The 23,864-nt window shown below is 66.4% G+C and carries 16 protein-coding genes and 1 tRNA gene; 5 read left to right on the forward strand and 12 right to left on the reverse strand.

Annotated features, from left to right (window positions below; translation table 11 throughout):
* Positions 1-1,218: 1,218 nt before the first annotated feature.
* From O3669_RS02550 to O3669_RS02605, 12 genes are all read right to left on the reverse strand, one after another.
* Entirely contained in the window at positions 1,219-2,412 is a 1,194-nt protein-coding gene (locus O3669_RS02550) for an excalibur calcium-binding domain-containing protein (protein WP_371523530.1), read from the reverse strand.
* A 234-nt stretch (positions 2,413-2,646) separates the two neighbouring features.
* Positions 2,647-4,518, reverse strand: a complete 1,872-nt coding sequence (locus O3669_RS02555) for a CAP domain-containing protein (protein ID WP_314920920.1) — start codon at positions 4,516-4,518, stop codon at positions 2,647-2,649.
* Positions 4,519-5,815: 1,297 nt separating this feature from the next.
* A tRNA-Ala gene (locus O3669_RS02560) sits at positions 5,816-5,888 on the reverse strand.
* A 139-nt stretch (positions 5,889-6,027) separates the two neighbouring features.
* Positions 6,028-6,762, reverse strand: coding sequence for a histidine phosphatase family protein (locus tag O3669_RS02565; RefSeq protein ID WP_371523532.1), 735 nt, complete (start codon positions 6,760-6,762; stop codon positions 6,028-6,030).
* Positions 6,759-7,184: a ribosome silencing factor gene (rsfS, locus tag O3669_RS02570; protein WP_314768547.1), complete on the reverse strand. Its 426-nt coding sequence runs from the start codon at positions 7,182-7,184 to the stop codon at positions 6,759-6,761. The genes O3669_RS02565 and rsfS overlap by 4 nt, the downstream gene beginning before the upstream one ends.
* A gap of 13 nt (positions 7,185-7,197) precedes the next feature.
* On the reverse strand, positions 7,198-7,908 hold the full coding sequence (nadD, locus tag O3669_RS02575; protein WP_295920741.1) for a nicotinate-nucleotide adenylyltransferase: 711 nt from the start codon (positions 7,906-7,908) through the stop codon (positions 7,198-7,200).
* Entirely contained in the window at positions 7,905-9,185 is a 1,281-nt protein-coding gene (locus O3669_RS02580) for a glutamate-5-semialdehyde dehydrogenase (protein WP_295920742.1), read from the reverse strand. Before O3669_RS02580 ends, nadD begins: the two co-directional genes overlap by 4 nt.
* Before the next feature lie 37 nt (positions 9,186-9,222).
* Positions 9,223-10,350 (reverse strand): glutamate 5-kinase, encoded by a 1,128-nt coding sequence (gene proB, locus O3669_RS02585; protein ID WP_315283211.1) that lies wholly within the window; start codon positions 10,348-10,350, stop codon positions 9,223-9,225.
* Positions 10,347-11,870: a GTPase ObgE gene (gene obgE, locus O3669_RS02590; protein WP_371523533.1), complete on the reverse strand. Its 1,524-nt coding sequence runs from the start codon at positions 11,868-11,870 to the stop codon at positions 10,347-10,349. Before obgE ends, proB begins: the two co-directional genes overlap by 4 nt.
* A gap of 75 nt (positions 11,871-11,945) precedes the next feature.
* Complete coding sequence (gene rpmA / locus O3669_RS02595) at positions 11,946-12,203, reverse strand: 50S ribosomal protein L27 (RefSeq protein ID WP_003792637.1); 258 nt, start codon at positions 12,201-12,203, stop codon at positions 11,946-11,948.
* Positions 12,204-12,237: 34 nt separating this feature from the next.
* Positions 12,238-12,558 carry a 50S ribosomal protein L21 gene (gene rplU / locus O3669_RS02600; protein WP_021610652.1) on the reverse strand — a complete coding sequence of 107 codons (321 nt, stop codon included), beginning with the start codon at positions 12,556-12,558 and terminating at the stop codon, positions 12,238-12,240.
* Positions 12,559-12,776: 218 nt separating this feature from the next.
* A complete protein-coding gene (locus O3669_RS02605; RefSeq protein ID WP_371523535.1) occupies positions 12,777-15,557 on the reverse strand; it encodes an Rne/Rng family ribonuclease in 2,781 nt (926 codons plus the stop codon).
* 415 nt (positions 15,558-15,972) lie between these two features.
* Between O3669_RS02605 and O3669_RS02610 the strand changes: the two genes are divergently transcribed.
* The 5 genes from O3669_RS02610 to O3669_RS02630 all read left to right on the forward strand — a co-directional run bounded on the left by O3669_RS02610 (position 15,973) and on the right by O3669_RS02630 (position 23,848).
* Positions 15,973-17,523, forward strand: a complete 1,551-nt coding sequence (locus O3669_RS02610; RefSeq protein WP_371523536.1) for a cytochrome ubiquinol oxidase subunit I — start codon at positions 15,973-15,975, stop codon at positions 17,521-17,523.
* A 16-nt stretch (positions 17,524-17,539) separates the two neighbouring features.
* Positions 17,540-18,661 (forward strand): cytochrome d ubiquinol oxidase subunit II, encoded by a 1,122-nt coding sequence (gene cydB / locus O3669_RS02615; RefSeq protein WP_371523537.1) that lies wholly within the window; start codon positions 17,540-17,542, stop codon positions 18,659-18,661.
* A 113-nt stretch (positions 18,662-18,774) separates the two neighbouring features.
* Positions 18,775-20,457: a thiol reductant ABC exporter subunit CydD gene (cydD, locus tag O3669_RS02620; protein WP_371523538.1), complete on the forward strand. Its 1,683-nt coding sequence runs from the start codon at positions 18,775-18,777 to the stop codon at positions 20,455-20,457.
* Positions 20,454-22,208, forward strand: a complete 1,755-nt coding sequence (cydC, locus tag O3669_RS02625) for a thiol reductant ABC exporter subunit CydC (RefSeq protein ID WP_371523539.1) — start codon at positions 20,454-20,456, stop codon at positions 22,206-22,208. Before cydD ends, cydC begins: the two co-directional genes overlap by 4 nt.
* Positions 22,205-23,848, forward strand: coding sequence for a GAF domain-containing protein (locus O3669_RS02630; RefSeq protein WP_315283229.1), 1,644 nt, complete (start codon positions 22,205-22,207; stop codon positions 23,846-23,848). Before cydC ends, O3669_RS02630 begins: the two co-directional genes overlap by 4 nt.
* The last annotated feature ends 16 nt before the right edge of the window (positions 23,849-23,864 follow it).

The following is a 23,864-nucleotide window of genomic DNA, read 5'->3' on the forward strand; positions in this document are numbered from 1 at the left end:
CGGGGGCGGGGTCCTCAGCAGCGGGCTGCTCAACCGCAGCAGCAGCATCACCCGGCGTACCCTCCTCGAGGGCGACGGGGGCCGCATAGGCGGGGACGACGGTTCCAGCGACGACGGCAGCAGCACCGAGGGCGGCGATCATGGAGCGGCGGACATTGATAGGACGCATCTGCGTGTTCCTCTCGACGTGTGTGGGCGGCTCACGCGCAAGAATGGCCAGGACGGCGAACCGCATCTACACAGTTCCGCGTGAAGTCATTACCGAGTATATATCCAGGTTTGTCAGTAATCAACAGATGGCGACTCAATGTGATGCGCGCAACGCCATTTTCGTGATACAAATCCCTCAGAAAGCTTCTACAACATACATCTAGCAAACCGCTTTAACTAGCTTTTTCACTAATAGCCCATTATCGACAAACCGCATGCTTCAATGACTGACCAGCACTGAGGTACCCACGGACAACTCAACACCGCCTGACACACGCCCTCACGAGACCGCTCCACCCAGGAACACCTACCCACAGAGGAAACCGGCTCTTCGCATTTTGGGGTGTGGGGGTGGTGTTCGAAGCGTCCCGGGGATCGTGGGCAGTGTCGTGGGACGACGATCGAACACAGGAGTTCGCCTTGGGCGCCTCATCAACCAAAACTCGCACGTAATTTGGGTACTCTAACTTTTCATAGGTATCGAGAAAACCGCAGAATTCCAACGATGTGATTTCAACGTTTGAAATACATGTCGGGGAATTACGTGCGACATTTCTGAGGAACCACAACATGAGGCACCACGAAGTGCCCCAAGCGGAAGACAGCCCAAGCAGAAGACAACTCAAGCCCAGAAGACCCCCGCAACCCCGACAGTCGCCACAACCGCCACAAGCACGGGGGCGCTGCACCCGATATGGGGCGCTGCACCCGATATGGGGCGGTGCACCCGTTACGTGGCGGTGCACCCGAACAGAAGAGGTGCATTGCCTACGGATCGGGTGCAGTGCCTCAACAAACAAGAACAAACGCGGAACTGGCACAACGAACCACTCACCGCCGCACCCCTCCATGCGCAGCTGGGCCCTACCGGCGGCAGGACGGGCACGCCACCCACGCCACCACCTGCACCCCGGCCCACTCCGACACCTCCCACACCCTTACATGCGAAGAGCCAGGAAACCCCGACCTCGTCACAACGAGGCCGGGGTCCACTGTGCACTCACGGCGTCAGCGAGGACGAACCTCGCAAGCGACGCCATCGCCATCACGGTCAAGGTCCGCACTGTAGCCCGACTCACCACGATGCAGCGGCGCAGCTCCCGCAGCCCAGGCCTCCGAACAGTTGCGGAACGGACCACGACTCGTGGAGCCACCTCCATTCGATGGCACCGGATACAGGCCCCACCAGGCACCCGAATCGTAGAACCAGTGACGCTCCGACCCGATCCACTGCGTCCCCGTGGCCATGACGCCGGAGCCATTGAAGTAGAACCACGTTCCACCCAGATTCAGCCAGCCGGTCGTCATGGCGCCCGCCGAATCAAAGTAGTACCACGATCCACCAATCGAGCTCCATCCCGTCACCATTGCACCGGAGGGAGCCATGTAGTACCAGGCACTCCCCTGGCTCACCCAACCCGTCGCCATCGCGCCTCCACGCAGGTAGTACCAGGTGCCACCAACCTTCGTCCAGCCGCTCGACATCACGCCAGAATCAGCGAAGTGATACCAGGAACCGCCGATCATGTTCCACCCCGTCGCCATCACGCCGGAGGGAGCCATGTAGTACCAGGCACTCCCCTGGCTCACCCAGCCCGTTGCCATTGCGCCGGAAGCGCCAAGGAAATACCAGCTTCCATCGATCCGCTGCCAGCCCGAACGCATGAGTCCGCTGGCGGGATCGAGGTAGTACCACGAGCCCTGCACCTGGGCCCAGCCGCGCACCTGCATGCCCGAGGGAGAGTAATACTCCCACGCGCCGCCGGTGCCATACCATCCGGTAACCATGTAGCCACTTCCATCGAAGCGATAGGTCGCACCATCAATGATGCGCACCTCACTGCGCGCGTAGCTGCCGTTATCCAGGTCGTACCACCAGCCGGAACCGTCCTGCTTCCAACTGGGCTTGGGAGCGGGCGCAGGGTCAGGCTGAGGGTCAGGCTGGGGATCCGGCTGAGGATCGGGCTGAGGATCGGGCTGAGGGTCAGGCTGGGGATCCGGCTGGGGATCGGGCTGAGGGTCAGGCTGGGGATCCGGCTGGGGATCGGGCTGAGGGTCGGCCGTGGGCTCTGCTGTGGGCGCCGGTTCCGGATTGACGACCGGATTCAGATCGGCCGCATAGGCGGGCACAACAACGCCCGCAAGAACAGCCGCCGCTCCGAGCGCCGCAACCATGCTTCGACGCATGTTCGTGGCACGCATGTATGTTCCTCTCGATAGGTGCGCTACCGCCTCACCCACTCCTCCAATGGAACAGGCATGGCGATACGTGTCAGCGAAACATCGCTTTCGCGACATCCAGTTACCGAGTATACGCACACAATCGTCTCATCCACGCACTCACGGGACCGCGCGCCCTGTCATCGCCAGGAGGCGGCAGGCATAGGGGAAGCCCCCGCTGGCGATTCATCACCAGCGGGGGCTTCCAACAGGGCGTCAGTTCTTGGCGCGGCGCGATGCGACGAGCGCACCGATACCAGCAACCAGGACCGCGACCGCTCCGACCGCAACCCACGTTGCAGAGGTGCCGGTGGAGGCGATGGTCTGCGGGAGGGTCTTGGAGGGAGTCGACGTCCCCGAGCCACCGGGAGCCGGCGAAGACGGTGCCGGAACAGCAGGGGTCGACGGGGTCGAGGCCGACGGGGCCGGAGCCGGAGCAGAAGGCTGCGGCGTCACAGGCGTCGAGGGGCCGGGGGCCGGAGCAGAAGGCTGCGGCGTCACAGGCGTCGAGGGGCCGGGGGCCGGAGCGGAGGGCTCAGGCGTCACAGGCGTCGAGGGGCCAGGGGCCGGAGCAGAAGGCTGCGGCGTGGTGGGGGTATCGGGGCCGGGGGCCGGAGCGGAGGGCTCAGGCGTGGTAGGGGTATCGGGGCCGGGGGCCGGAGCGGAGGGCTCAGGCGTGGTCGGCTGGCCGATCGAGGGGTTCGGAACCTCCGCGACCGTGCACTTGGTCAGCTCAGCGCGGTACTCCTCGGCCGTCATGTAGCGACCATTCTGACCGGCGCCCTCGAGGGTGACGCCGCCATCCTTTTCGGGGCGAACGGAAGTCTCAGCAGCGATCGAGTCAGCAACGGCATCGAGCTGCGCGTCAATCTCTTCCACGCTCTCGGTCGGCTGCTCATCGGTCACCGATGCGAGGTAGTCATCGAGAGCCTTCTGGGCTGCATCGACGGCAGCCTGTGCGTCGGCGACGGCCTGGTCGGCGTCAACCGAGGGCTTGTCGTCAACGGGAGCAGGAGCAGGGGTCGTGGGAGCAGCGGCGCCGTTCTTGGCAGGCAGAGTGGAGACATCCACGGGCAGAGCAGAGCCGGGGAGGGCGCCAATCTTCTTCTCCCAGGAGTTGGCGCGCTGCTCATCACCGGATCCGGCAAGGCCGGACACGTAGTTCGTGTTGTCGGAGTTGAAGGCCTTACCGTCGAAGCCGTAGGCCGAGGCGGTATCACCGGTCGTGTGGAAGCGCGACAGGTTCGGCGAGCCACCGGTGACGCCGTAGAACTTCTGCGTGCCATAGACGCGCGTACCGTCACTGTGCTTGGCAATGTGTACACCAACGCCGATGACGTTGGATGCACCGAGCATGTTGCGGTCATGGCCCTGAGAGTTCTTCCACTGGTTGAAGATGTCGGCCGCTGCCTGAGCGGGGGTCTTCGTTCCGCCACCGCTGTAGTCTTCAAGGTGGTTGTAGGCGATGTTCTCAGCATCGGACATGGTGTCCGCACCGTCGAGAGCGCCCTGCCCCAGGTGCTTGTGCGACTGATCGTGGCTGAAGTCGTTGCTGTCGGACATGTACTTGCTCCACGAGCGAGCATCGGCAGTGACCGTGTCCGACACGACAATCTCGGGCAGGCCAGCGCTGGCGCGGTAGGCATTCATCTTCTGAACGATGAGGGCCTCGATGATCTTGGCCTGGGTGTCGTAGTCAACCTTGGACCAGTCAACCCAGTCGAGACCGCGATCAACGGTCGTGTCAGCGGCGGGAGCGTCGCCGACCGAGGGATTGGGCTTCTTGGCGCCCTGCTGAGCAGCCTCAAGCGCAGCCTGCGCGTCGGCGAGGTCCTGGCGCAGCTGAGCCTCGCGCTCCGGGTCAGCAGTGGTGCCCGTCGAGGTGCCCGAGGCGGCGGCAGCGTACTTCGCGAGCAGCGGGTTGTACTCGGCGTTGATGCGAGCGTCGGCACCAACGAGGGTGCCGCAGAACGGATCATCGGTGGCGCTGTTTCCCTCAGCCAGGGAGGGGATCACAACGAGGGACGCTGCGATCGTGGTGGCAGCAAGCACCACCGACGTGTGAGTGCGGGTGAGCTGGAACGACATTAACTATCGGCCTAACACTATGGAACAGAGACAGGTAAATCTTTCCATGCGGTTCGCACTATTTCAAGCTTTTTCCAGTAATCGATTACAGGTGATTCGCCGGACTTGCAACGTTTTCTCAGTTTGACAGATTTTGAACATCCCACATGTCGATACCAAAACGTTATATTTACCGTGCGAGACCTTACCGGCTCGCAAGTCAAACTCTGACCATGGCTACCAATGACAAGTGAATCCACACGCACAGTCGGAAGTCGCCAACCCCCGAGCAACAGCAATCAACACAGGGTCCCGATACGCCCACAGAGACTCACCCTTCAACCACAACGCACGATAACCACCCACCCCTCCCCTGCGCGAGGGTATCGCCATGACCTCCACCACCCAGGCCCAGTAAGCACCACCGACTGCGCACCTCACGTGTTATAGGACATCACGTGTGGGTCGGTGGTCAGTCCCAGGAGCGGCGGACGGATGTGCTCAGTTCAGGGGTGGCCTCATTGGCTCCAGGGGTGGCACCATCGGCCGGACAGGTGGCTGCTTGGGCCCCTTCATGCGCAGGTTAACCCCACAGGTGGTAGCCCAGGCAGGCCGCCCACACTGCCACCTATCGGGCCCAGCTGCGCAGGAACGGGTTAAGGCGACCAGTAAAAGGGCCCACGCGCACACCAGCCTCCCACCCCTCAGGGGCCAGAGGGCGGGCACCACACAAAAGTCGCATGCAATTCCCCCGAGCCAGCATTCAACAATGCCTCGAAACGTTGGAATTGCAACACTCCTCTTTCAATACCTGAAAGGTTGACAGGGAAATTGCATGCGACACTGTTCAGCAACCACCCACAAGACCTGACCGGATCCGCCCGCACGACGGGCGCCGCAGGAAGCGGCACCCCGCACCCAGAAGCCAGGCACACAGAATCCACACACAGGGCGCAATGCAGTATTGACAGGAACGAGGCAAACACGACCAACTATAAAAGTGACTTTCCCGCGCGACAAAGCCAAAAAGTCACGCTCCCAGCAACACGATTTGTCCATCCTCATAGTTGGTCCCAACCAACTAAAATGCCGACTTTCCCGCACCAGAAAGCCAAAAAGTCGTTCTACCAGCAACACGCACTGTCCTATAACCCCACCTCACCGCAACCAATAACGTTGCATGGCGAGCACGTCAGCAACCACGAAGCCGACGAAAATCCGACCCACACCGAGAGGCAGGCCAAGAAAAAGAAGCCAGCAGCGGCCTCGTCAATCAATAAAAAAACCGACACTCGCAATCGAGTGTCGGCTTTTTCGGTGGAGCTAGGGGGATTCGAACCCCCGACCTCTTCCATGCCATGGAAGCGCGCTACCAACTGCGCCATAGCCCCTTTATTTAGTTCGTCGCCCCGGCGACCTGATAAATAATAGCCAATTCAAAGAAGGAAGCGCAAATCAAAATCAAGTGTCGCTCATCACATGGAAGAAAATCGTTGAGTTATCGGGGCAAACGAGGCCCCCGGAGGCCACTCAGGCCCCCAGGATGTCCTCGCGGGCCCCGATATTGTGCGACGCCAGGCGCCAGCCAGCACGCGCAGCACTCTTGGCGGTGGACACGCCAACGGGGACGAGCTCCGACCAATGGCAGTTGTCCACGCCGCGCAGCCCGTTGAAGTCCGAGGGGTCCAGGCCCAACAGAGAAACGATGCCCCGCGCGATAGCGGAGCCGTGCGAGACGACGATAAGAGAGCGATCGGCGGGGCACGCGGCCGCCGCCTCGAGGACAGCGTCGCGGAAGCGCTCGCCCACGACCTCGGAGCGCTCGACCTCGGCACCAGCGCACTCTCCGGTCTCCCGGTACACGCGGTAGGCCTCGGGCTGCTCGCGGGCGATCTCCTCGTAGGTCTTCCCCTCGAAGGTGCCGTAGAAGCGCTCCGTGAGTCTCTCGTCTGGCATGGGGCCCTCGCAGGGGTATCCGGCGATGTCGAACACGCGCGCGAGGATACGCGCCGTCTCACGCGCGCGTCCCAGGGGCGAGCACACGATGCGCACTCCCCCATCGTCGTAGCTGCGGTGCGTCTCGGCGGCGATCATGCCGACCTCGGCGCTGGGTTCGCACAGGCGCGAAACCAGCACGCCTGCGGCGCCCGCCGCCTGGGAGCGCCCTGCATCATTCAGGGGCTTGTCAATACGCCCCTGGAAACGACGCTGCATGTTGAAGTCCGTCTGGCCGTGACGCAGCAGCACGATGCGCGATGCGCTCACTGTGCGGACTCCATGCCGTGCGCCGCCGCGCGTTCCGCAGCGGCCGCGCGGGCCTCCTCGGTATCGACGTCGATCGACACAGCCGGACAGTCGCCCCACAGACGCTCGAGCGCGTAGTAGTCGCGTTCCTCCTCGGAGAGCACGTGGACGAGCAGCTCCGAGTAGTCCAGCAGGACCCAGGTGCCCTCCGCGCGCCCCTCGATGTGGGTGGGGCGTCGGCCGTGCTCGGCCCACACGCGGTCCATGATGTCTTCGGCGATGGCGCGCACCTGGCGGTCGGTCGGCGCGGACACGACGACAAATGCGTCGGCCAGGGCGAGTTTACTGGTGACGTCGACCAGGACGGGGTTGATGCCCCCGCGGTCGTGTGCGGCGCGAGCGACGAGGGTCGCCAGCTCGGAGGTAGCGTCGGGAAGGCTCACTGTTCTCCTTGTGTTAGGACCGGTAGAGTCCGTACTTGTTGATGTATTGGACGACGCCGTCGGGCACGAGGTACCACACGGGCTTGCCCTCCTCGACGCGCGATCGGCAGTCGGTGGAAGAGATCGCCATGGCGGGGACCTCCAGCAGTGACACAGACTCGTGCGGCAGGCCGGGGTCCGACAGGTTGTGCCCGGGGCGCGTGACGCCGATGAAGTGTGCCTGCTCGAAGAGCTTGTCGGCGTCCTTCCACTGCGCGATCTGCGCCAGCGCGTCGGCGCCGGTGATGAAGTAGAAGTCCGAGTCGGGGTACTCCTCCGACAGGTCGGCCAGGGTATCGATCGTGTAGGTCGTGCCGCCTCGGTCGATATCGACGCGCGACACCGCGAAACGCGGGTTCGACGCGGTGGCGACAACGGTCATGAGATAGCGGTGTTCGGCCGCTGTCACGCGCCGCCCGGCTTTGAAGGGCTGCATGGCGGCCGGTACGAACACGACCTGGTCGAGGCCGAACACGTCCATGACCTCGGAGGCTGCGACGAGGTGGCCGTGGTGGATCGGGTCGAAGGTACCGCCCATGATGCCGATCGCCCGACGCCTGCGCAGGGCGCGCGGCGGGTGCTGGGGCAGCGCCGGTGCGGCGGTCACACCCGCGGTCGCTTCCGTGGTCTTTTCGATCGCTTCTGTGCCCGAGGCCTGGGCCAGTTCGTGCTCCTGCGTGCTCACGAGCGGATGGTTCCTTCGCCCTCGTAGATCCAGGTCGTAGTCGTCAGCTCCGCCAGGCCCATGGGCCCGCGTGCGTGGAGCTTCTGGGTGGAGATGCCCACTTCGGCGCCGAGGCCGAGCTGGCCGCCGTCGGTGAAGCGGGTCGAGGCGTTAATCGCGATCGCGGCGGCGTCGACCCCGCTTCGGAAGGCGCGAATAGCGGCGACGTTGGAGGCGACGATTCCCTCGGTGTGTCCGGTCGAGTAGCGGCGGATATGCTCGGTGGCCGCCGCGACGCTGTCGACGACGCGCACGGCCAGGTCCATGGACAGGTACTCGGTCTCCCAGTCCGCCTCGGTGGCGTCCACGATCATGTCGGCGTCAATGGAGGGCTGGCCGTCGACGATGGCGCGGGTGGCGGCGTCAGCGTGAATCGTCACGCCCGCGGTGGTCAGGCGCGTGATGGCTGCGACCAGGAAGCGCGAAGCGACGTCGGCGTGGACCAGCAGCGTCTCGGCTGCGTTGCACACGCCCACGCGCTGGGTCTTCGCGTTCATGATGATGGCCTCCGCGGCCTCAAGATCCGCGGAAGCGTCGACGTAGAGGTGGCAGTTGCCGGTTCCCGTTTCGATGACGGGAACGCGCGATTCTTCGACGATCGCGTTGATGAGGCCTGCTCCCCCGCGCGGGATGAGCGCGTCGATGGCGCCGCGGGCACGCATCATGGCGCGCGCTCCTGGGCGGCCCCACTGGTCGACGGTCTGGATTGCGTCGGCGGGCAGGCCGACGGATGTCAGCGCGTCGCGGCACACCTCGATGAGAACCTGGTTCGAGGCCTGGGCGGCGCTCCCGCCTCGCAGGATGACCGCGTTACCGGCCTTGATCGCCAGGGTCGCTGCGTCAATCGTGACGTTGGGGCGGGCCTCGTAGATGATGCCAACGACGCCGAGGGGCACGCGCTCCTGCGTGACGCGCAGACCAATGTCCGTGCGTGCTCCACGCACGACCTGGCCGATCGGATCAGGCAGAGCCACGATCTCGCGGACCGCGTCAGCGATGGAGCGAATACGGTCCTTCGTCAGGGCGAGGCGGTCCAGCAGGCCCTCGCTCATCTGCTCGGCGCGGCCACGCGCCACGTCCTCGGCATTGGCGGCCAGGATTTGGTCGCAGCGTTCGATCAGCGCCGCCGCAATTGCTTCAAGCCCGCGGTTTTTCACCTGGGTTGTCGCGTTCGCGAGCACGCGCGCCGCCTCGCGGGCGGCGTCAGTCACCTGGGAAATATCTGCAGCAGTATCCACTCGCCCATCATGTCACACGCGTGGCATCGCGACCGTGTCAGTCTGCGCTGAGGGCAGAAAATGCGTCGCCCAACACCGCCAAGTCATCGCGGTGAATCGCGGGGCGGGGGTGCTCATAACCCGCAGCCTGCAGGTCGGCCGTACCCGAGCCTGCGATGTCCGCCAACGTGTCGGAGTCGTAGCCGGACACGCCGCGCGCAACGAGGCCCGTTGGGCTGGCCACGTCCACGACGTCACCGGCCTCAAAATGCCCGAGCACCGAGTGCACGCCGGCCACGAGGAGCGACTTCTTGCCCGCCGTGATCGCACGCGCCGCGCCCTCGTCCACGATGATCTCCCCGCGTGAGGGAGCCACGTGGGCAATCCATAGGCGCCGGGAGGCCGGGCGCTGCTCGGCCGGGGCGAACCAAGTGCCCACTCGCGTGCCTGACAGGACGCGCGGCAGTGCGTCGGCGCTGGCCAGCTGCACGCCGATGCCGCTGGCGGTCGCCAGCATCGCTGCCTGCACCTTCGTTGCCATGCCGCCCGTGCCCACGCGCGAACCCGCGCCGGTCACGAGGACGCTCATAAGGTCGTCCGCGCCTTCGACGCGCTCGATCAGCTCCGAGCCCGGGTGATCCGGGGGCGCTGTGTACAGGCCGTCGACATCGGTGAGCAGTACGAGCGCGTCAGCCTTGATCATCTGAGCGATCAGGGCGGCCAGGCGATCGTTGTCGCCGAAGCGCAGCTCGCGGGTGGTCACCGCGTCGTTCTCGTTGAGGATCGGGACGACGCCGAGGCCGAGGAGGCGGGTCAGCGCCGCGCGCACGTTCGTGTAGTGGTCGCGTCGCATGACGTCGTCCGTGGTGAGCAAGACCTGTGCGGCGTCCAGGTGGTGGGCCTGGAAGGCTGCGGTCCAGCGAGCCATGAGCAGCCCCTGGCCCATCGCTGCCGCTGCCTGCACGCTCGGCAGGTCCTTGGGCTTGGCGGAAAAGCCGAGGGGATCCAGACCGGCGGCCACGGCCCCCGAGGACACGATAACGACCTGACGGTCGCGCCCGCGCCAGCGGGACACGAGTCGCGCGACGGCATCGATTCGGTTCAGGTCAAGACCGCCATCCTCGCGGGTGAGCGAGGATGAGCCGATCTTGACGACGATACGGGAGGCAGTGCTCACTCCGCTCATGACTGATCCGAGGCGTCCGTCCAATGGCCGGCTTCGCGTTCGGTCCACAGCTCGTCACGTGCGGCGGTCTTGGCGTCCATGACCTGGTGGTACACCTCGCGGCGCTCCTTGCGGCTCGGGCGAGCGTTCTGTTCCAGGCGCAGGTCGGTGCCGCGCGATCCCAGCAGCTCGGGGCCGGTCGTGAGGGTCGGCTCCCAGTCGAAGACGACGCCGCCGTCCAAGTCACCGATCACAACGGTGTCACCAGCGACGGCGCCCGCCTTCATCAGCTCGTCCTCCACGCCTGCGGCGTTCAGGCGATCCGCGAGGTATCCCACGGCCTCGTCGTTGGCGAAGTCCGTCTGACGCACCCAGCGCTCGGGCTTGTCGCCGCGCACCTGGAAGACTTCCTCGCCGTCCTTTCGGGTCTTGCGCACCGTGATCTCGACGCTGCGGCCAACCGCCTTGGGACGGATGACAGGACGGGCTGCCTCGAGGGCTGGGCGCTTCGCACGCTCCTCCTCGACGATGCCAGCCAACGCAAAAGACAACTGCTTGAGCCCCTCGTGGGACACAGCGGAGACCTCGAGGACCGGCCAGCCGAAGGACTCCAGATCCGGGCGCGTGATCTCGGCCAGATCGCGCCCATCCGGAATATCGATCTTGTTCAGGACAATGACGCGGGGGCGCTCCATGAGCGGAACGTAGCCCTCGACCTGGGTCAAGTCGCCCTGGTAGGCCGCCAGCTCGGCCTCGATAATGCGCAGGTCCTCGACGGGCTCACGATCCGTCTCGAAGGCAGCAGTGTCCAGGACGTGCACGATGACCGCGCAGCGCTCGATGTGGCGCAGGAAGTCCAAGCCCAGGCCTTTGCCCTGGGAAGCGCCGGGGATCAGGCCGGGAACGTCAGCCACCGTGTAGCGTGTGTCGCCGGCCGACACGACGCCCAGGTTTGGCACGAGCGTGGTGAACGGGTAGTCGGCGATCTTCGGGCGCGCCGAACTCATGGCGGCAATCAGCGAGGACTTGCCAGCCGACGGAAAGCCGACGAGGGCCACGTCGGCCACGGACTTGAGCTCCAGGACAACGTCGCGTTCCTCGCCCGGCTCGCCCAGCAGGGCGAAGCCCGGGGCCTTGCGTGCCTTCGAAGCGAGCGCCGCGTTGCCCAGGCCGCCGCGACCACCCTCGGCGACCACGAAGCGCGCGCCCGCGCCCGTCAGGTCGGCCAGGAGCTCCCCGGACGTGGACTTGACGACAGTGCCCTCCGGGACCGGCAGCACGATGTCCGCTCCGGTCTTGCCCTGGCGGAAGTCACCCATGCCGGGCGTTCCGTTATCGGCGCGCCGGTGCGGGCTGCGGTGGTAGTTGAGCAGAGTCGTCTCCTGCTCGCTCACCTCCAGGATGACCGAACCGCCGTTACCACCGTCGCCGCCGTCGGGGCCGGCCAGCGGCTTGAACTTTTCACGCTTAATCGAGGCAACGCCATTACCGCCGTTGCCGCCTGCCGCGTGCAGCGTCACGCGATCCACGAAGTCTGCCACTGCTGCTCCTGATTCCCGAAGAAAGATAGTGAAAAGGGCGTCCGGCAACGCCGGACGCCCTTCATGCGCGCGGTCTCAGGCAGAGACCGGCGAAACGCTGACGACCTTGCGATCGCGCTTGCGGCCGAACTCGACCGCACCCGCGCGCAGGGCGAACAGGGTGTCATCCTTGCCACGGCCAACGCCGTCGCCAGGGTGGAAGTGGGTGCCGCGCTGACGAACGAGGATCTCACCAGCGTTGACCAGCTGGCCGCCGTAGCGCTTCACGCCGAGGCGCTGCGCGTTCGAGTCGCGGCCGTTACGGGAGGAACCAAGGCCCTTCTTATGTGCCATCAGTTGCTACTTTCTGCTCGTGGGAACGTCGGGTTCAGGCGATCTCGGTGATCTTGACGACCGACATCTTCTGACGGTGTCCCTGGCGCTTGCGGTAGCCCGACTTGTTCTTGTACTTAATGATGGAAATCTTGGGGCCCTTGGCCGAGTCGACAACCTCAGCCTTGACGGAAACCTTGTCCAGCTTGGCTGCGTCAACAGTGATGGCGTCGCCATCAACCAGCATCAGCGGCTGGAGCTCGATGCTCGAACCGATTTCTTCTGCCAGCTTGTCGACGACGACGACGTCACCGACGGACACCTTTTCCTGCCGGCCGCCAGCCTTGACGATCGCGTAGACCACGTTGGAGCTCATCTCTTCTCGTATTCGTAACCGGAATCTCGCCTCGAAACTGCCGAGGACTTGTCTGTATTCATGATTCCGTTGGCGCTTGTTGCGCCGACGATCAAATTTAGCCGATTGCCACGCCTGAGTGCAACCCGGCATGGCCAACGACCCCGCGGAATAGCTGTGCGATTCCACACCCCGATGTGAAGGGAGGACCCGATGGACCCTCCCTTCACTCCCGATTGTTAGCCAGCGTCGACGATTCCCGTGGACACGACGCGACGGCGGCGCTTGGCGCGCGGCTGCTCGGATGCCTCGGGCAACTGGATCTCGTCGGTCGAGCGCGTGGGTGCGGCAGGTTCGCTCACGTCGGCGCGCGCGGGCAGGTCAACGACGATCGGTGCGGGAGTCGCCTCGGGTTCGATGATGCCGGTCGATGCCGCAGCGCGACGCTTGCGGGTCTTACGAGGGGCGCTCTCTGCGGCGGCCTGCACCTCGGAAGCCTCGGGAGCCTCCGCAGTCGGAGCCTCGACAGCCTGAGCCTGGGGAGCGGGCGCCTCCGCCGCCGCGAGCAGCACGCGCGCGGGCGCGGCTTCCAGAGCGGGCGCGGGGGCAGGCTCTGCCGACGAGGCCGTGGCAGCCTTGCGGGAAGCGCGTCGGCGAGTGGCCGGGGCCTTGTCGTGCTGCTCGGGCAGCTGAATCTCAGACGCGTCCTTGAGGGGCGCCGCGGGCTTGTCGGAGGTGTCGACGGGCTCGGGCAGGTCGATATGGATCGGCAGCTCGGGCATCGGGGCGCTCTCCGCGACGCGGCGACGGCGACGGGGGCGCTTGGTCGCGCTCTCGTCAGTACCCGCTGACACCGTCACATCAGGCGCGGGAGCCTCGGTGGCGGACTGCGCCTGCGGCTCATCCTGGGCGGGAGCCTCGGGCGTGGGTTCCGCGGCCGCAGCGCCCTGCTCGGGCTCGGCGCTCGCCGCGCGGGCGCGGCGCTTCTTGGCGGGCGCCTTCTCCGTCGGCGCCGAGGCCTCGTCCTCCTTGCGGGTCGAGGCGGCGGCGATCGCGCTCAGGGCTTCCTTCGCGCGCTCGTGATCGGCGTTCTCTTCGATGCGGCGGGCCTCGGCCTTCTTCAGCTGTTTCTTCGAGGCCTTGGTGGACTTCGAGGAAGAATCGGCGCCGGAGGTCTCGACCGGGTGGTGGTGGACGATGAAGCCGCGGCCCTCACAGGCCTCACAGGAGGAGGAGAAGGCCTCGACGAGCCCCTCACCCACGCGCTTGCGGGTCATCTGGACCAGGCCCAGCGACGTGATCTCCGTTACCTGGTGGCGCGTGCGATCGCGCCCCAGGCACTCGACCAGGCGACGCAGCACGAGGTCTCGGTTGGACTCGAGGACCATGTCCACGAAGTCGATGATGACGATGCCGCCGATGTCGCGCAGGCGCAGCTGGCGCACGATCTCTTCGGCAGCCTCGAGGTTGTTGCGGGTGACCGTCTCCTCGAGCGTGCCGCCGGCGCCGATGAACTTGCCGGTGTTGACATCGATGACGGTCATTGCCTCGGTGCGGTCAATGATGAGGGTGCCTCCCGAGGGCAGCCAGACCTTCCGGTCCATACCCTTCGCCAGCTGCTCGTCAATGCGGTGCGCGTGGAAGACATCCTCCGTGCCCACCCACTGCTCGACGCGGTCGGACAGCTCGGGGCTGAGCTCGTCCACGTACTCCTTGACGGTCGCGTAGGTGTCGCGGCCCTCGATGACGAGTTTCGAGAAGTCCTCGTTGAAGATGTCGCGAACGACGCGCACGGCCAGCTCGGGCTCGCCGCGCAGCAGCGTCGGAGCGCTCTTCGTGTTGGTGCGCTTCTTCTCGATATCCTCCCACTGGCGGGTCAGGCGAGCGACGTCGTCGCGGATCTGCTCCTCCGACGCGCCTTCAGCGGCGGTACGCACAATGACGCCCGAGCCCGCGGGCACGACGGCCTTGAGGATCTTCTTCAGGCGAGCGCGCTCCTTGTCGGGCAGCTTGCGGGAGATGCCCATCATGGAGCCGCCGGGGATCAGGACGAGGTATCGCCCGGCCAGTGTGATCTGCGAGGTCAGGCGCGCACCCTTGTGGCCGATCGGGTCCTTCGTCACCTGAACGAGGACCGGGTCGCCGGACTTGAGGGCGGACTCGATGCGGCGGGGCTTGCCTTCCAGGCCCACGGCGTCCCAATTGACCTCGCCTGCGTACAGGACGGCGTTGCGGCCGCGGCCCACGTCGACGAACGCAGCTTCCATCGAGGGCAGGACGTTTTGGACGCGGCCCAGGTAAATGTTGCCAACCATCGAGGACTGCGTGCGGCGGGCGACGTAGTGCTCGACGAGCAGGCCGTCTTCGAGGATCGCGATCTGATCGAGGCCGTCCTGGTCTCGGATGACCATCGTGCGTTCGACAGACTCGCGGCGCGCCAGGAACTCAGACTCGGAAATCGAGTGGCGGCGGCGTCCTTCGCGGCGTCCCTCGCGCCGACGCATCTTCTTGGCCTCCAAGCGGGTCGAGCCCTTGAGGGCCTGGACCTGATCGGCGGGGTCGGCGCTCTCCTCGGAGGCTGCGGACGAGCGTGCGCGGCGGCGACGACGGCGACGGCTCGAGGAATCTTCCTCGTCGGCCGACTCGGAGTCGTCAGGGGAGGCTTCCTCCTTCTGCGCGCTGTCCTCGGAGGCGGCCTGGGCCTCGTCCGACTTCTTGGAGCGGCGGCGACGGCGGGTCTTAGGCTCGGCGGCGCTCTCCTCGGCCTCGGCGGGCGGTGCGCTCTCCTCGGCGGGGGCCGAGGCCTCGTCGACGGCCTTCTTGGAGCGACGGCGGCGCTTGGGCGCGGCTTCCTCGGCGGGAGCGGACTCTTCCTCGGGCGCGGAGGACTTGCGGCGACGCTTGGACTCGGGCTCTTCGAAGGCGACAGGCGGGGCCACCTCGGGCGCGGCCTGGAAGACGGGAGCCTGGAACAGCAGCGACGCGGCGGGGGCCACGGGCGTAGTTGATTCGGTTGTCACGATTCTCCAATGGTGGGCGCGCGCCCCATGCCAGGACGCGCCCGTTATTCATCGCCCGCGAGGGGCGGAAACCTAGTGGAGCGCTGGTGCGCAGGTGCCGGCGGCAAATCGATACGGTCATCGCTCGGCTCTCGTCACGGGGGCATGCCCGCGACATCCATTCGCCTCAATTGTCGCACAACACGGACCCATATCAACTGATGGATGACACGTTCAAGGTCACAGGCCCACAATCGCAGGGGAAAGTCCATCAAAAATAAACGGACACATATGTCACAAAACCGTCACACATACGGCATTTCAAGCGCTCACAACCTGTCATTTGAGCTACATTAATGTCAGCCCGTGACGTAGGTCCTACCGCCTATATTGCGGGGCATTTCGATCCCTGATCCCTACATGGGAAGGTCCCATCATGACCCTCGCGCAAACAGCGCTCGACGCGGTCACGGTCGGACGATGGCAGTTCGGCGTCACAACCGTCTACCACTTCGTCCTCGTACCGCTGACGATCGGCCTGTCCCTGCTGGTCGCGATCATGCAGACCGCATGGCACCGCACCGGCAAGGAATACTGGCTGCAAGCTACCCGTTTCTTCGGCAAGCTCCTTCTTATTAACTTCGCTCTCGGCGTCGCTACCGGCATCGTCCAGGAGTTCCAGTTCGGCATGAACTGGTCGGAGTACTCCCGCTTCGTCGGCGACATCTTCGGCGCTCCCCTGGCTGTCGAGGCCCTCCTGGCCTTCTTCCTCGAGTCCACCTTCCTGGGCCTGTGGATCTTCGGCTGGGGCCGCCTCTCCAAGGGCCTGCACCTGGCGACCATCTGGTGCGTGGCCATCGGCACAATGCTCTCGGCCGCCTGGATCCTCGCGGCCAACGCGTGGATGCAGCACCCCGTGGGCGCCCGCTTCAACCCCGAGACCGGCCGCGCCGAGCTCGACGGAGCCGCCGGCTTCCTCAAGCTCATCACCTCGGGCGTCTACCTGTCCGAGTACGCTCACGTCATCACCTCCGCGTGGCTGGTCGCCGGTTCCTTCGTGGCTGGCATCGCCATCTGGTGGATGGTTCGCGCGTCCCGTGAGGGCAGCGACGAGGCCGTGGCTCAGGCCCGCGACGTGTGGCGCCCCATCGCCCGCTTCGGCCTGATCGTCGTCCTCATCGGCGGCCTCGGCACCGCCGCCTCCGGCCACGTCCAGGGCCAGGAGATGGTCAAGGTTCAGCCCATGAAGATGGCTGCCGCCGAAGGCATCTGTGTGGACACCGATGGCGCCGCCTTCACGGTCGCGCAGTTCGGCTCCTGCCCGCTGAGCACCGATGGCACCCAGCCGACCCAGTTCATCAAGGTCCCCGGCGTCGCCTCCTTCATGTCGCACAACTCCTTCACCGCCACCTCCGAGGGCGTCGCCGACGTCCAGGAGCGCATGGTGGCGCTGCTCAACTCCGACGCGAACTTCACCGCCAAGTACGGCGATGCCTCCCAGTTCGACTTCCGTCCCCCGCAGATGGTGACCTTCTGGTCCTTCCGATTCATGATCGGCCTGGGCATGATCGCCTTCCTGCTGGCAGCGTGGGGCCTGTGGGCCACCCGCAGTGGTAAGGCCTCGTCCAACCAGTGGCTGAGCCGCCTGGCTCTGCTTAATCTGCCGCTGCCCTTCGCCGCCGCCTCCTTCGGCTGGATCTTCACCGAGATGGGTCGTCAGCCGTGGGTTGTCGTCCCCAACCAGGAAGCCCTGGCCATGGGCTCCGACCTCGGCTCGGTCAACATGCTCACCGAGATTGGCGTCTCCCCCAATGTCCCCGCGGGACAGGTGCTGGCCACGCTGATTCTCTTCACCCTCCTGTACGGCGTCCTGGGCGTCATGTGGTTCATCCTCATGAAGCGCTACGCGCTCGAGGGCATCCACTCGGCCAAGGCCGACAAGGCCAACAAGGCCGAGGCCCCGACCGACCTGTCCTTCGGATACTGAGAAAGGAACAACGATCATGACTCTGTCAATCCTGTGGTTCATTCTCGTCGCCGTTCTGTGGACGGTCTTCCTGATCCTTGAGGGCTTCGACTTCGGCGTCGGCATGCTCCTGCCCCTGGTTGCCAAGGGCGACCGTGAGCGCACCCAGACGGTGCGCACGATCGGCCCTCACTGGGACGGCAACGAGGTCTGGCTGCTCACCGCGGGCGGCGCGACTTTCGCAGCCTTCCCCGAGTGGTACGCCACCATGTTCTCGGGCATGTACCTGGCTCTCTTCCTGATCCTGGTCTGCCTGATCATCCGCGTCATGGCGCTCGAGTGGCGCTCGAAGGTCGCCACTGAGAAGTGGCGTCACGCCTGGGACTGGGCGCACACGATCTCCGCGTGGCTCGTCCCGATCCTGCTGGGCGTCGCCTTCGCGAACTTCGTGCAGGGCATGAAGATCGAGGTCATCGACGTTGCGACCGGCACCGTCGTCGACCCGACACTGGTCGACCAGTCGCTGGCCAGCGCGACCCACCAGCTCACCGGTGGTTTCTTCTCGCTGCTGACCCCGTACACGATCCTGGGCGGCCTGGCCATCATGGCCGTGTGCCTGGCCCACGGCGCTCAGTTCCTGGCGCTCAAGACGACCGGCGAGGTCCGCGACCGCGCCAACGCGATCGCTGCTCCTGCGACGATTGCCGCGACCGTCCTGGCTGCCGCGTGGCTGGTCTGGGGCCAGTTCGCCTATACGACGAACGTCCTGGCGTGGATCCCGCTCGTGGTTGCCGCCCTGGCGATCATCGCCTCCACCGTTCTGTCGCAGGCCTCGCTGCGCCGTGAGGGCTGGTCCTTCGTGGCCTCCTCCGTGGCGATTGCTGGCGCGGCCGCGTGGGTGTTCGCCTCGATGGCTCCGGCCGTTCAGAAGTCTTCGATCAACCCGGCGTACTCGCTGACGATCGATCAGGCTTCGTCGACGACCGGGACGCTGACCGTTATGACGATCGTGACGGTGTGCCTGCTGCCCATCGTCTTGGCCTACGTCGCCTGGTCGTACTGGACCTTCCGTTCCCGCGTGGGTACGGAGGACGTGACGACCAAGACCGGTCTGCTCATGAAGAAGATCCGCATGGGCGAGAACTTCCTCGCTGGCTGACCTCCTCACCGATAGATGCGCCCGGTCCCTGTTTCAGGGGCCGGGCGCAGTCGTTCGTGCAACATGGACGAGGCCGGGGACTTTCGACCCATAACATGGGCTTTTGGGGCACAATGGTACCCGTGCGTCCCTTTGATCCCCGTTTGTTGCGTTACGCCCGGTCCGCCCGAATTCCCATCGCTGTGACTGCCCTTCTGGGTACCGTCACAGCGCTGTTGGTCTTGGCCCAGGCGCTGCTCATTTCCGCCGCCCTCTCCCCCGTCGTTGCGGGGACCGCGTCTATCGGCGACGTCTTCCCCTTCGTTCTCGGTATCGCTGCGGTGTTCGCCACCCGCGCGGCGGTTGTTGCCGGGCGCGAGGCGATCGCGGCGCGCGCCGCCACCAAGGCCGTCGCCGAACTGCGCGGGCGCGTCATTGACGCATCCATCGCCCTGGGGCCGCGCTGGCGGGCCACCAACGGCGCACAAACCGCGACGCTGCTGTCGACGGGTCTGGAGGACCTACGCCCCTACTTCGTGTCCTTCCTGCCCCAGCTGGTCCTCGTGTGCACCGTGACGCCGGCGGCCCTCGGCGTCATTCTTCTGCTCGACTTCTGGTCGGCCCTCATCGCCCTGCTCGTCGTGCCCCTCATCCCGATCTTTATGATCCTCATTGGCCGATTCACCGAGGCGGCCTCCCAGGACAAGCTGGACTCCATGAAGCGCCTGACCGCCCAGCTTCTCGATCTCATGTCCGGCCTGCCCACACTGCGTGCGCTGGGACGCGAAAAAGGCCCGCGCGCTCACCTGCGCAAGCTCGGCGAGGCAAATACGAAGGCGACCATGGCGACCCTGCGCGTCGCGTTCCTCTCCGGCGGCGTCCTCGAGTTTCTCACCACGCTGTCGGTGGCCCTCGTGGCCGTCGAGGTCGGTATGCGACTGGTGTTTGGCCACATCTCACTGTTCCACAGCCTGGCCGTCATCATGCTGGCCCCCGAGGTCTTCGAGCCGCTGCGCCAGGTCGGCGCGCAGTTCCACGCCTCGGCCAATGGCGTGACCGCCTCGAAAGCCGCCTTCGACATTATTGAAGCGGCCGACGACGTGGACGCCCCCGGAAGCACGCCATGCCCCGACATGAGCCGCACCGACATCGTCCTCGACGGCGTGGGGGTGCGCGCCCGCGGCACCTGGGGCCCCGCCCCAACCTCGGGCGTCATCCGCCCCGGAACGGTCACCGCCTTCGCTGGCCCCTCCGGCGCCGGCAAGTCCACGCTCGTCGCCTGCCTGCTGTCCGACATAACCCCGGACGCTGGCCAGATCCGCCTGCGCGCCCAGGCCTCGTCCCGCGACGACGAGGGCCTGGCCCTGACCGACGTGGATCCCACCTCGTGGCGTTCCGTCATCTCCTGGGTACCCCAGTCCCCCACCCTGGTGCCCGGCACGATCCTGGACAACATGGGTGACCTGCCCCAGCGCGACCTGGACGAGGCGGCGCGGGCCACCGGTTTCGACGCGGTCCTGGCGACCACCCCCGACGGCTGGAACAGCACCATCGGTTCGGGAGGCGTGGGCCTGTCCGTCGGCCAGCGCCAACGCCTGGCCCTGACCCGCGCGCTCGCAGCCAGGTCCCAGATAGTCGTCCTGGACGAGCCAACCGCCCACCTGGACGCCGTCAGCGAGGAGACCGTCGTGCGCGCCATCCACGCGATGCGCGAGGAAGGCCGCACGGTCATCGTCATCGCCCACCGCAACGCCATCATCGAGGTCGCCGACACGATCATCGACGTGGCGCATGCCGACGAGGAGGCACTGGCATGAGGCTCTTCTTGACCCGATCCGAATCCGCTGCCCTGCGCCGATGCATCGCCATGCTCCAGGTCTCGCGCTCAGGATTCGCACTGTCGCTCCTACTGGGCGTCACCGCCCTGGGCTCGGCCATCGCGCTGGGCGGCACCGCCGCCTGGCTTATCGCGCGCGCTTCCCAACAGCCACCCGTCCTGTACCTGACCGTCGCAGCCACGTCAGTGCGTCTGTTCGGCGTCTCGCGCGCGCTCGCTCGCTACCTGTCACGGCTGGCCTCGCACAAGGTCGCTCTCGAAGGCATGGACGCCCTGCGCGCCAACCTCTACGACCGCCTGTGCGAAGAGCCCGCTTCCTCCCTGTCTTCTCTGCGCCGCGGCGACCTGATGACCCGCGCCGGGGCCGACGTCGACGAAGTCGGCAACGTCGTGGTCAAGACTCTGCTGCCCTCCCTCGTCGCCCTCGTGGTCGGCGTGGGCACGGTTGGCGTCGTCACCCTCATCTCCCCGCCGGCCGGCCTCGTCCTGGCGCTGGCTCTCATCGTCTCGGGAATCGTCGCGCCCGCGCTGATCGCCCGGTCGGTGCGCCTCGCCGAAACCCAGGGATCTACCGCCCGCACCGACATCGCGGCGACGACGCTGGCCGTCCTGGAGGGCGCCACCGAGCTCTCCCTGGCCGGAACGCTCCCCCACGCCCGCACAGGTCTGGACGGTGCCGAGGCCGAGTTGGCCGAAGCGATTGGCCGCTCGGCGAAGCTCTCGGCCCTGGCTCGCGGCCTCGACGTGTGCGCCATGGGGGCGGCCGTCATCGGCGCCCTGCTCATCGGGATCCCGCAGACCACGTCCGGTGCGCTCGCACAGGTGCTCCTCGCCGTTATCGTCCTGGTCCCCCTCTCCTCCTTCGAGGGCGCCGCCGAGCTGGCCCCCGCCGCCGCTCAGCTGGTGCGCAGCGCTCAGGCCGCCGAGCGTATCTGCGCGCTGTTGAGCGACCAGGGCGAGGTGCGGTTCCACGATATTCCGGCTGGCGAGACCGTCATCGAGGCACGCGACCTGGCGATCGGCTGGCCCGGCGGCCCCACCCTGGCCACCGGCATCTCCCTGACGCTGCGCCCCGGTTCCTCCCTGGCCATCGTCGGCGCCTCCGGCATCGGCAAGACCACCCTGCTGGCCACGCTCACCGGCGTCATCCCGCCCAAGTCGGGGCAGGCCCTCATCAACGGCGTACCCGCCTGGGGCGCCGACCGCGATCAGGTGGCCGCCCACGTCACGATGACGGCCGAGGACGCGCACATCTTCGCGACCACCATCTTCGAGAACCTACGCGTCGCACGCGCCTCCCTCACACGCGACGAGGCCAGCGCCCTCCTCGCGCGCGCAGGCCTTGACGAGTGGATCGCCACCCTGCCCGAGGGCATCGATACCACGATCGGTTCGGGAGGAACCACCGTGTCCGGCGGCGAGCGCCGTCGCCTCCTCATGGCCCGCGCGCTCGCAGCCCCGGCCCCCATCATGGCCATCGACGAGGCCTCCGAACACCTCGACGCGGCCACCGCAGACAGGCTCATGGACACTCTCCTTGCCCCCTCACCCACGCACGCTACCCTGGTCGTCACGCACCGTCTCAGCGCCCTCGACCAGGCCGACCACGTCCTCGTCCTTGCGGCGCCCGAACCCGGAGCGTGTGCCCGCGTGGCCGCGCGCGGCACCCACGCCGACGTCCTCGACGCCCTACCCGCCTACCGCTGGGCCCTCGATCAGGAGGAACAATGAGTCACGATCACACGGACTTCACGCTGCTCAAGGCCGCGCTGGACCTGACCAGCTCGCTGGACCTGACGGCTGGCCTGCAAAACTTCGTCAACCAGGCGTGCGCACTGACCTCCTCGCCGCACGCGGCGCTCGCGGTCCTCGACACCTGGGGGGCGACCACACTCCAGCTCGAGCACCACGATTCGCGTCCGGCGCCCGAGGTCCCCGAGGCTCTCACGACGGCGATCCCGGTGGCCAGCCCCCTCCTCGTCAACTCCCCCGCGGATGCGCCGGACCTTGACCTGCCCGCGGACACGCCGCCGTTCCTGGGCGTATCGGTCCTGGTGCACGAGCAGGTCTACGGGCGGCTGTACCTGACGGGCAAGCCCGGAGGGTACACGAGCAAAGACGCAGCCGTGGTCGCAGCCCTCGCTCCCGCCGCCGGCATCGCCGTCGAAAACGCACACCTGTACGCAGACTCTAAGCGCACCGCCCGCTGGATCAGTGCCTCCCAGTCCCTGACGACGACGATGCTTGAGGGCGCCGACGAGGAAGAGGCCCTCGAACTCATCGCCAAGACCGTGCGCGATGTCTCCCATGCCGACACGGCGATCATCGTCTTGCAGTCCGTGGGTGACACGTGGGCCGCCGAAATCACGGACGGTAAGAACGCATCCGCCCTGCTGGGCCTGACCTTCCCGCCCGAGGGACGCGCCATGAGCGTCCTCCACGAGGGCACCGGCATGATCGTCGACTCGATGTCGCGCGCCCAGACGATGCGCGTGCCCCAGCTGGCCGCCTTCGGTTCCGCGCTCTACGCTCCCCTGCGCTCGAGGGGTGTTTCCTCCGGCGTCCTCATTCTCCTACGGCAGATCGGTGCACCCGAGTTCGACGCCTCCGAGCTATCCCTCGCCGAATCGCTGGCCTCCCAGGCGACGCTGGCCCTCGAGCTGGCGTCGGCCCGGCACGCCCAAGACGTCGCCGCCCTGCTCGACGAACGCGACCGCATCGGCCGTGACCTGCACGATTTCGCGATCCAGCAGCTTTTCGCGACCGGCATGGCCCTGGACGCCGCCAAGCAGAAGGTCGCTGGCGGCCAGGTCGATCCCGTGGCCATCGAATCCCTCATCGACGACTCGCTCGCCTCCATTGACGAGGCCGTGCGTCAGATCCGCACGATCGTGCACAACCTGCGCGAGCGAGACAAGGCGGTCGGCCTGGTCGAACGTATCCGCCGCGAGTCTTCCCTGACGCGCTCCGCCCTGGGGTTTGCCCCCTCGCTGCTCATCACGCTGGACGGAGATGCGATTAACTCCGACCTGGACAACGAGCTGGTCGTCATCGACGAGTTCGACGGGCGCGTGGACCCCGACCTGTCCGACGACGTCGTGGCCATCGTTCGCGAGGGCCTGTCGAACATCGCCCGGCACGCCCACGCGACTGCCGCGACCGTGTGCGTGGACGTGTCCGGGCAGGGCAAGTCCGGCCGCGTGCGCATCCTGATCACCGACGACGGGCGCGGTATCGACCCCGAGCGCACGCGCAACTCCGGCATGGCGAACATGGCCGAGCGCGCCCGCCGCCACCGCGGCACCTTTGACGCGGACCCCGGCGAAGGCGGGGTTGGCACACAGCTGCGCTGGATCGCTCCCCTGGAGTAAGTAGATTCGCCTGTTG

This window comes from Pauljensenia sp. 20925_1_34 (genome assembly GCF_041432775.1).
Taxonomy (GTDB): domain Bacteria; phylum Actinomycetota; class Actinomycetes; order Actinomycetales; family Actinomycetaceae; genus Pauljensenia.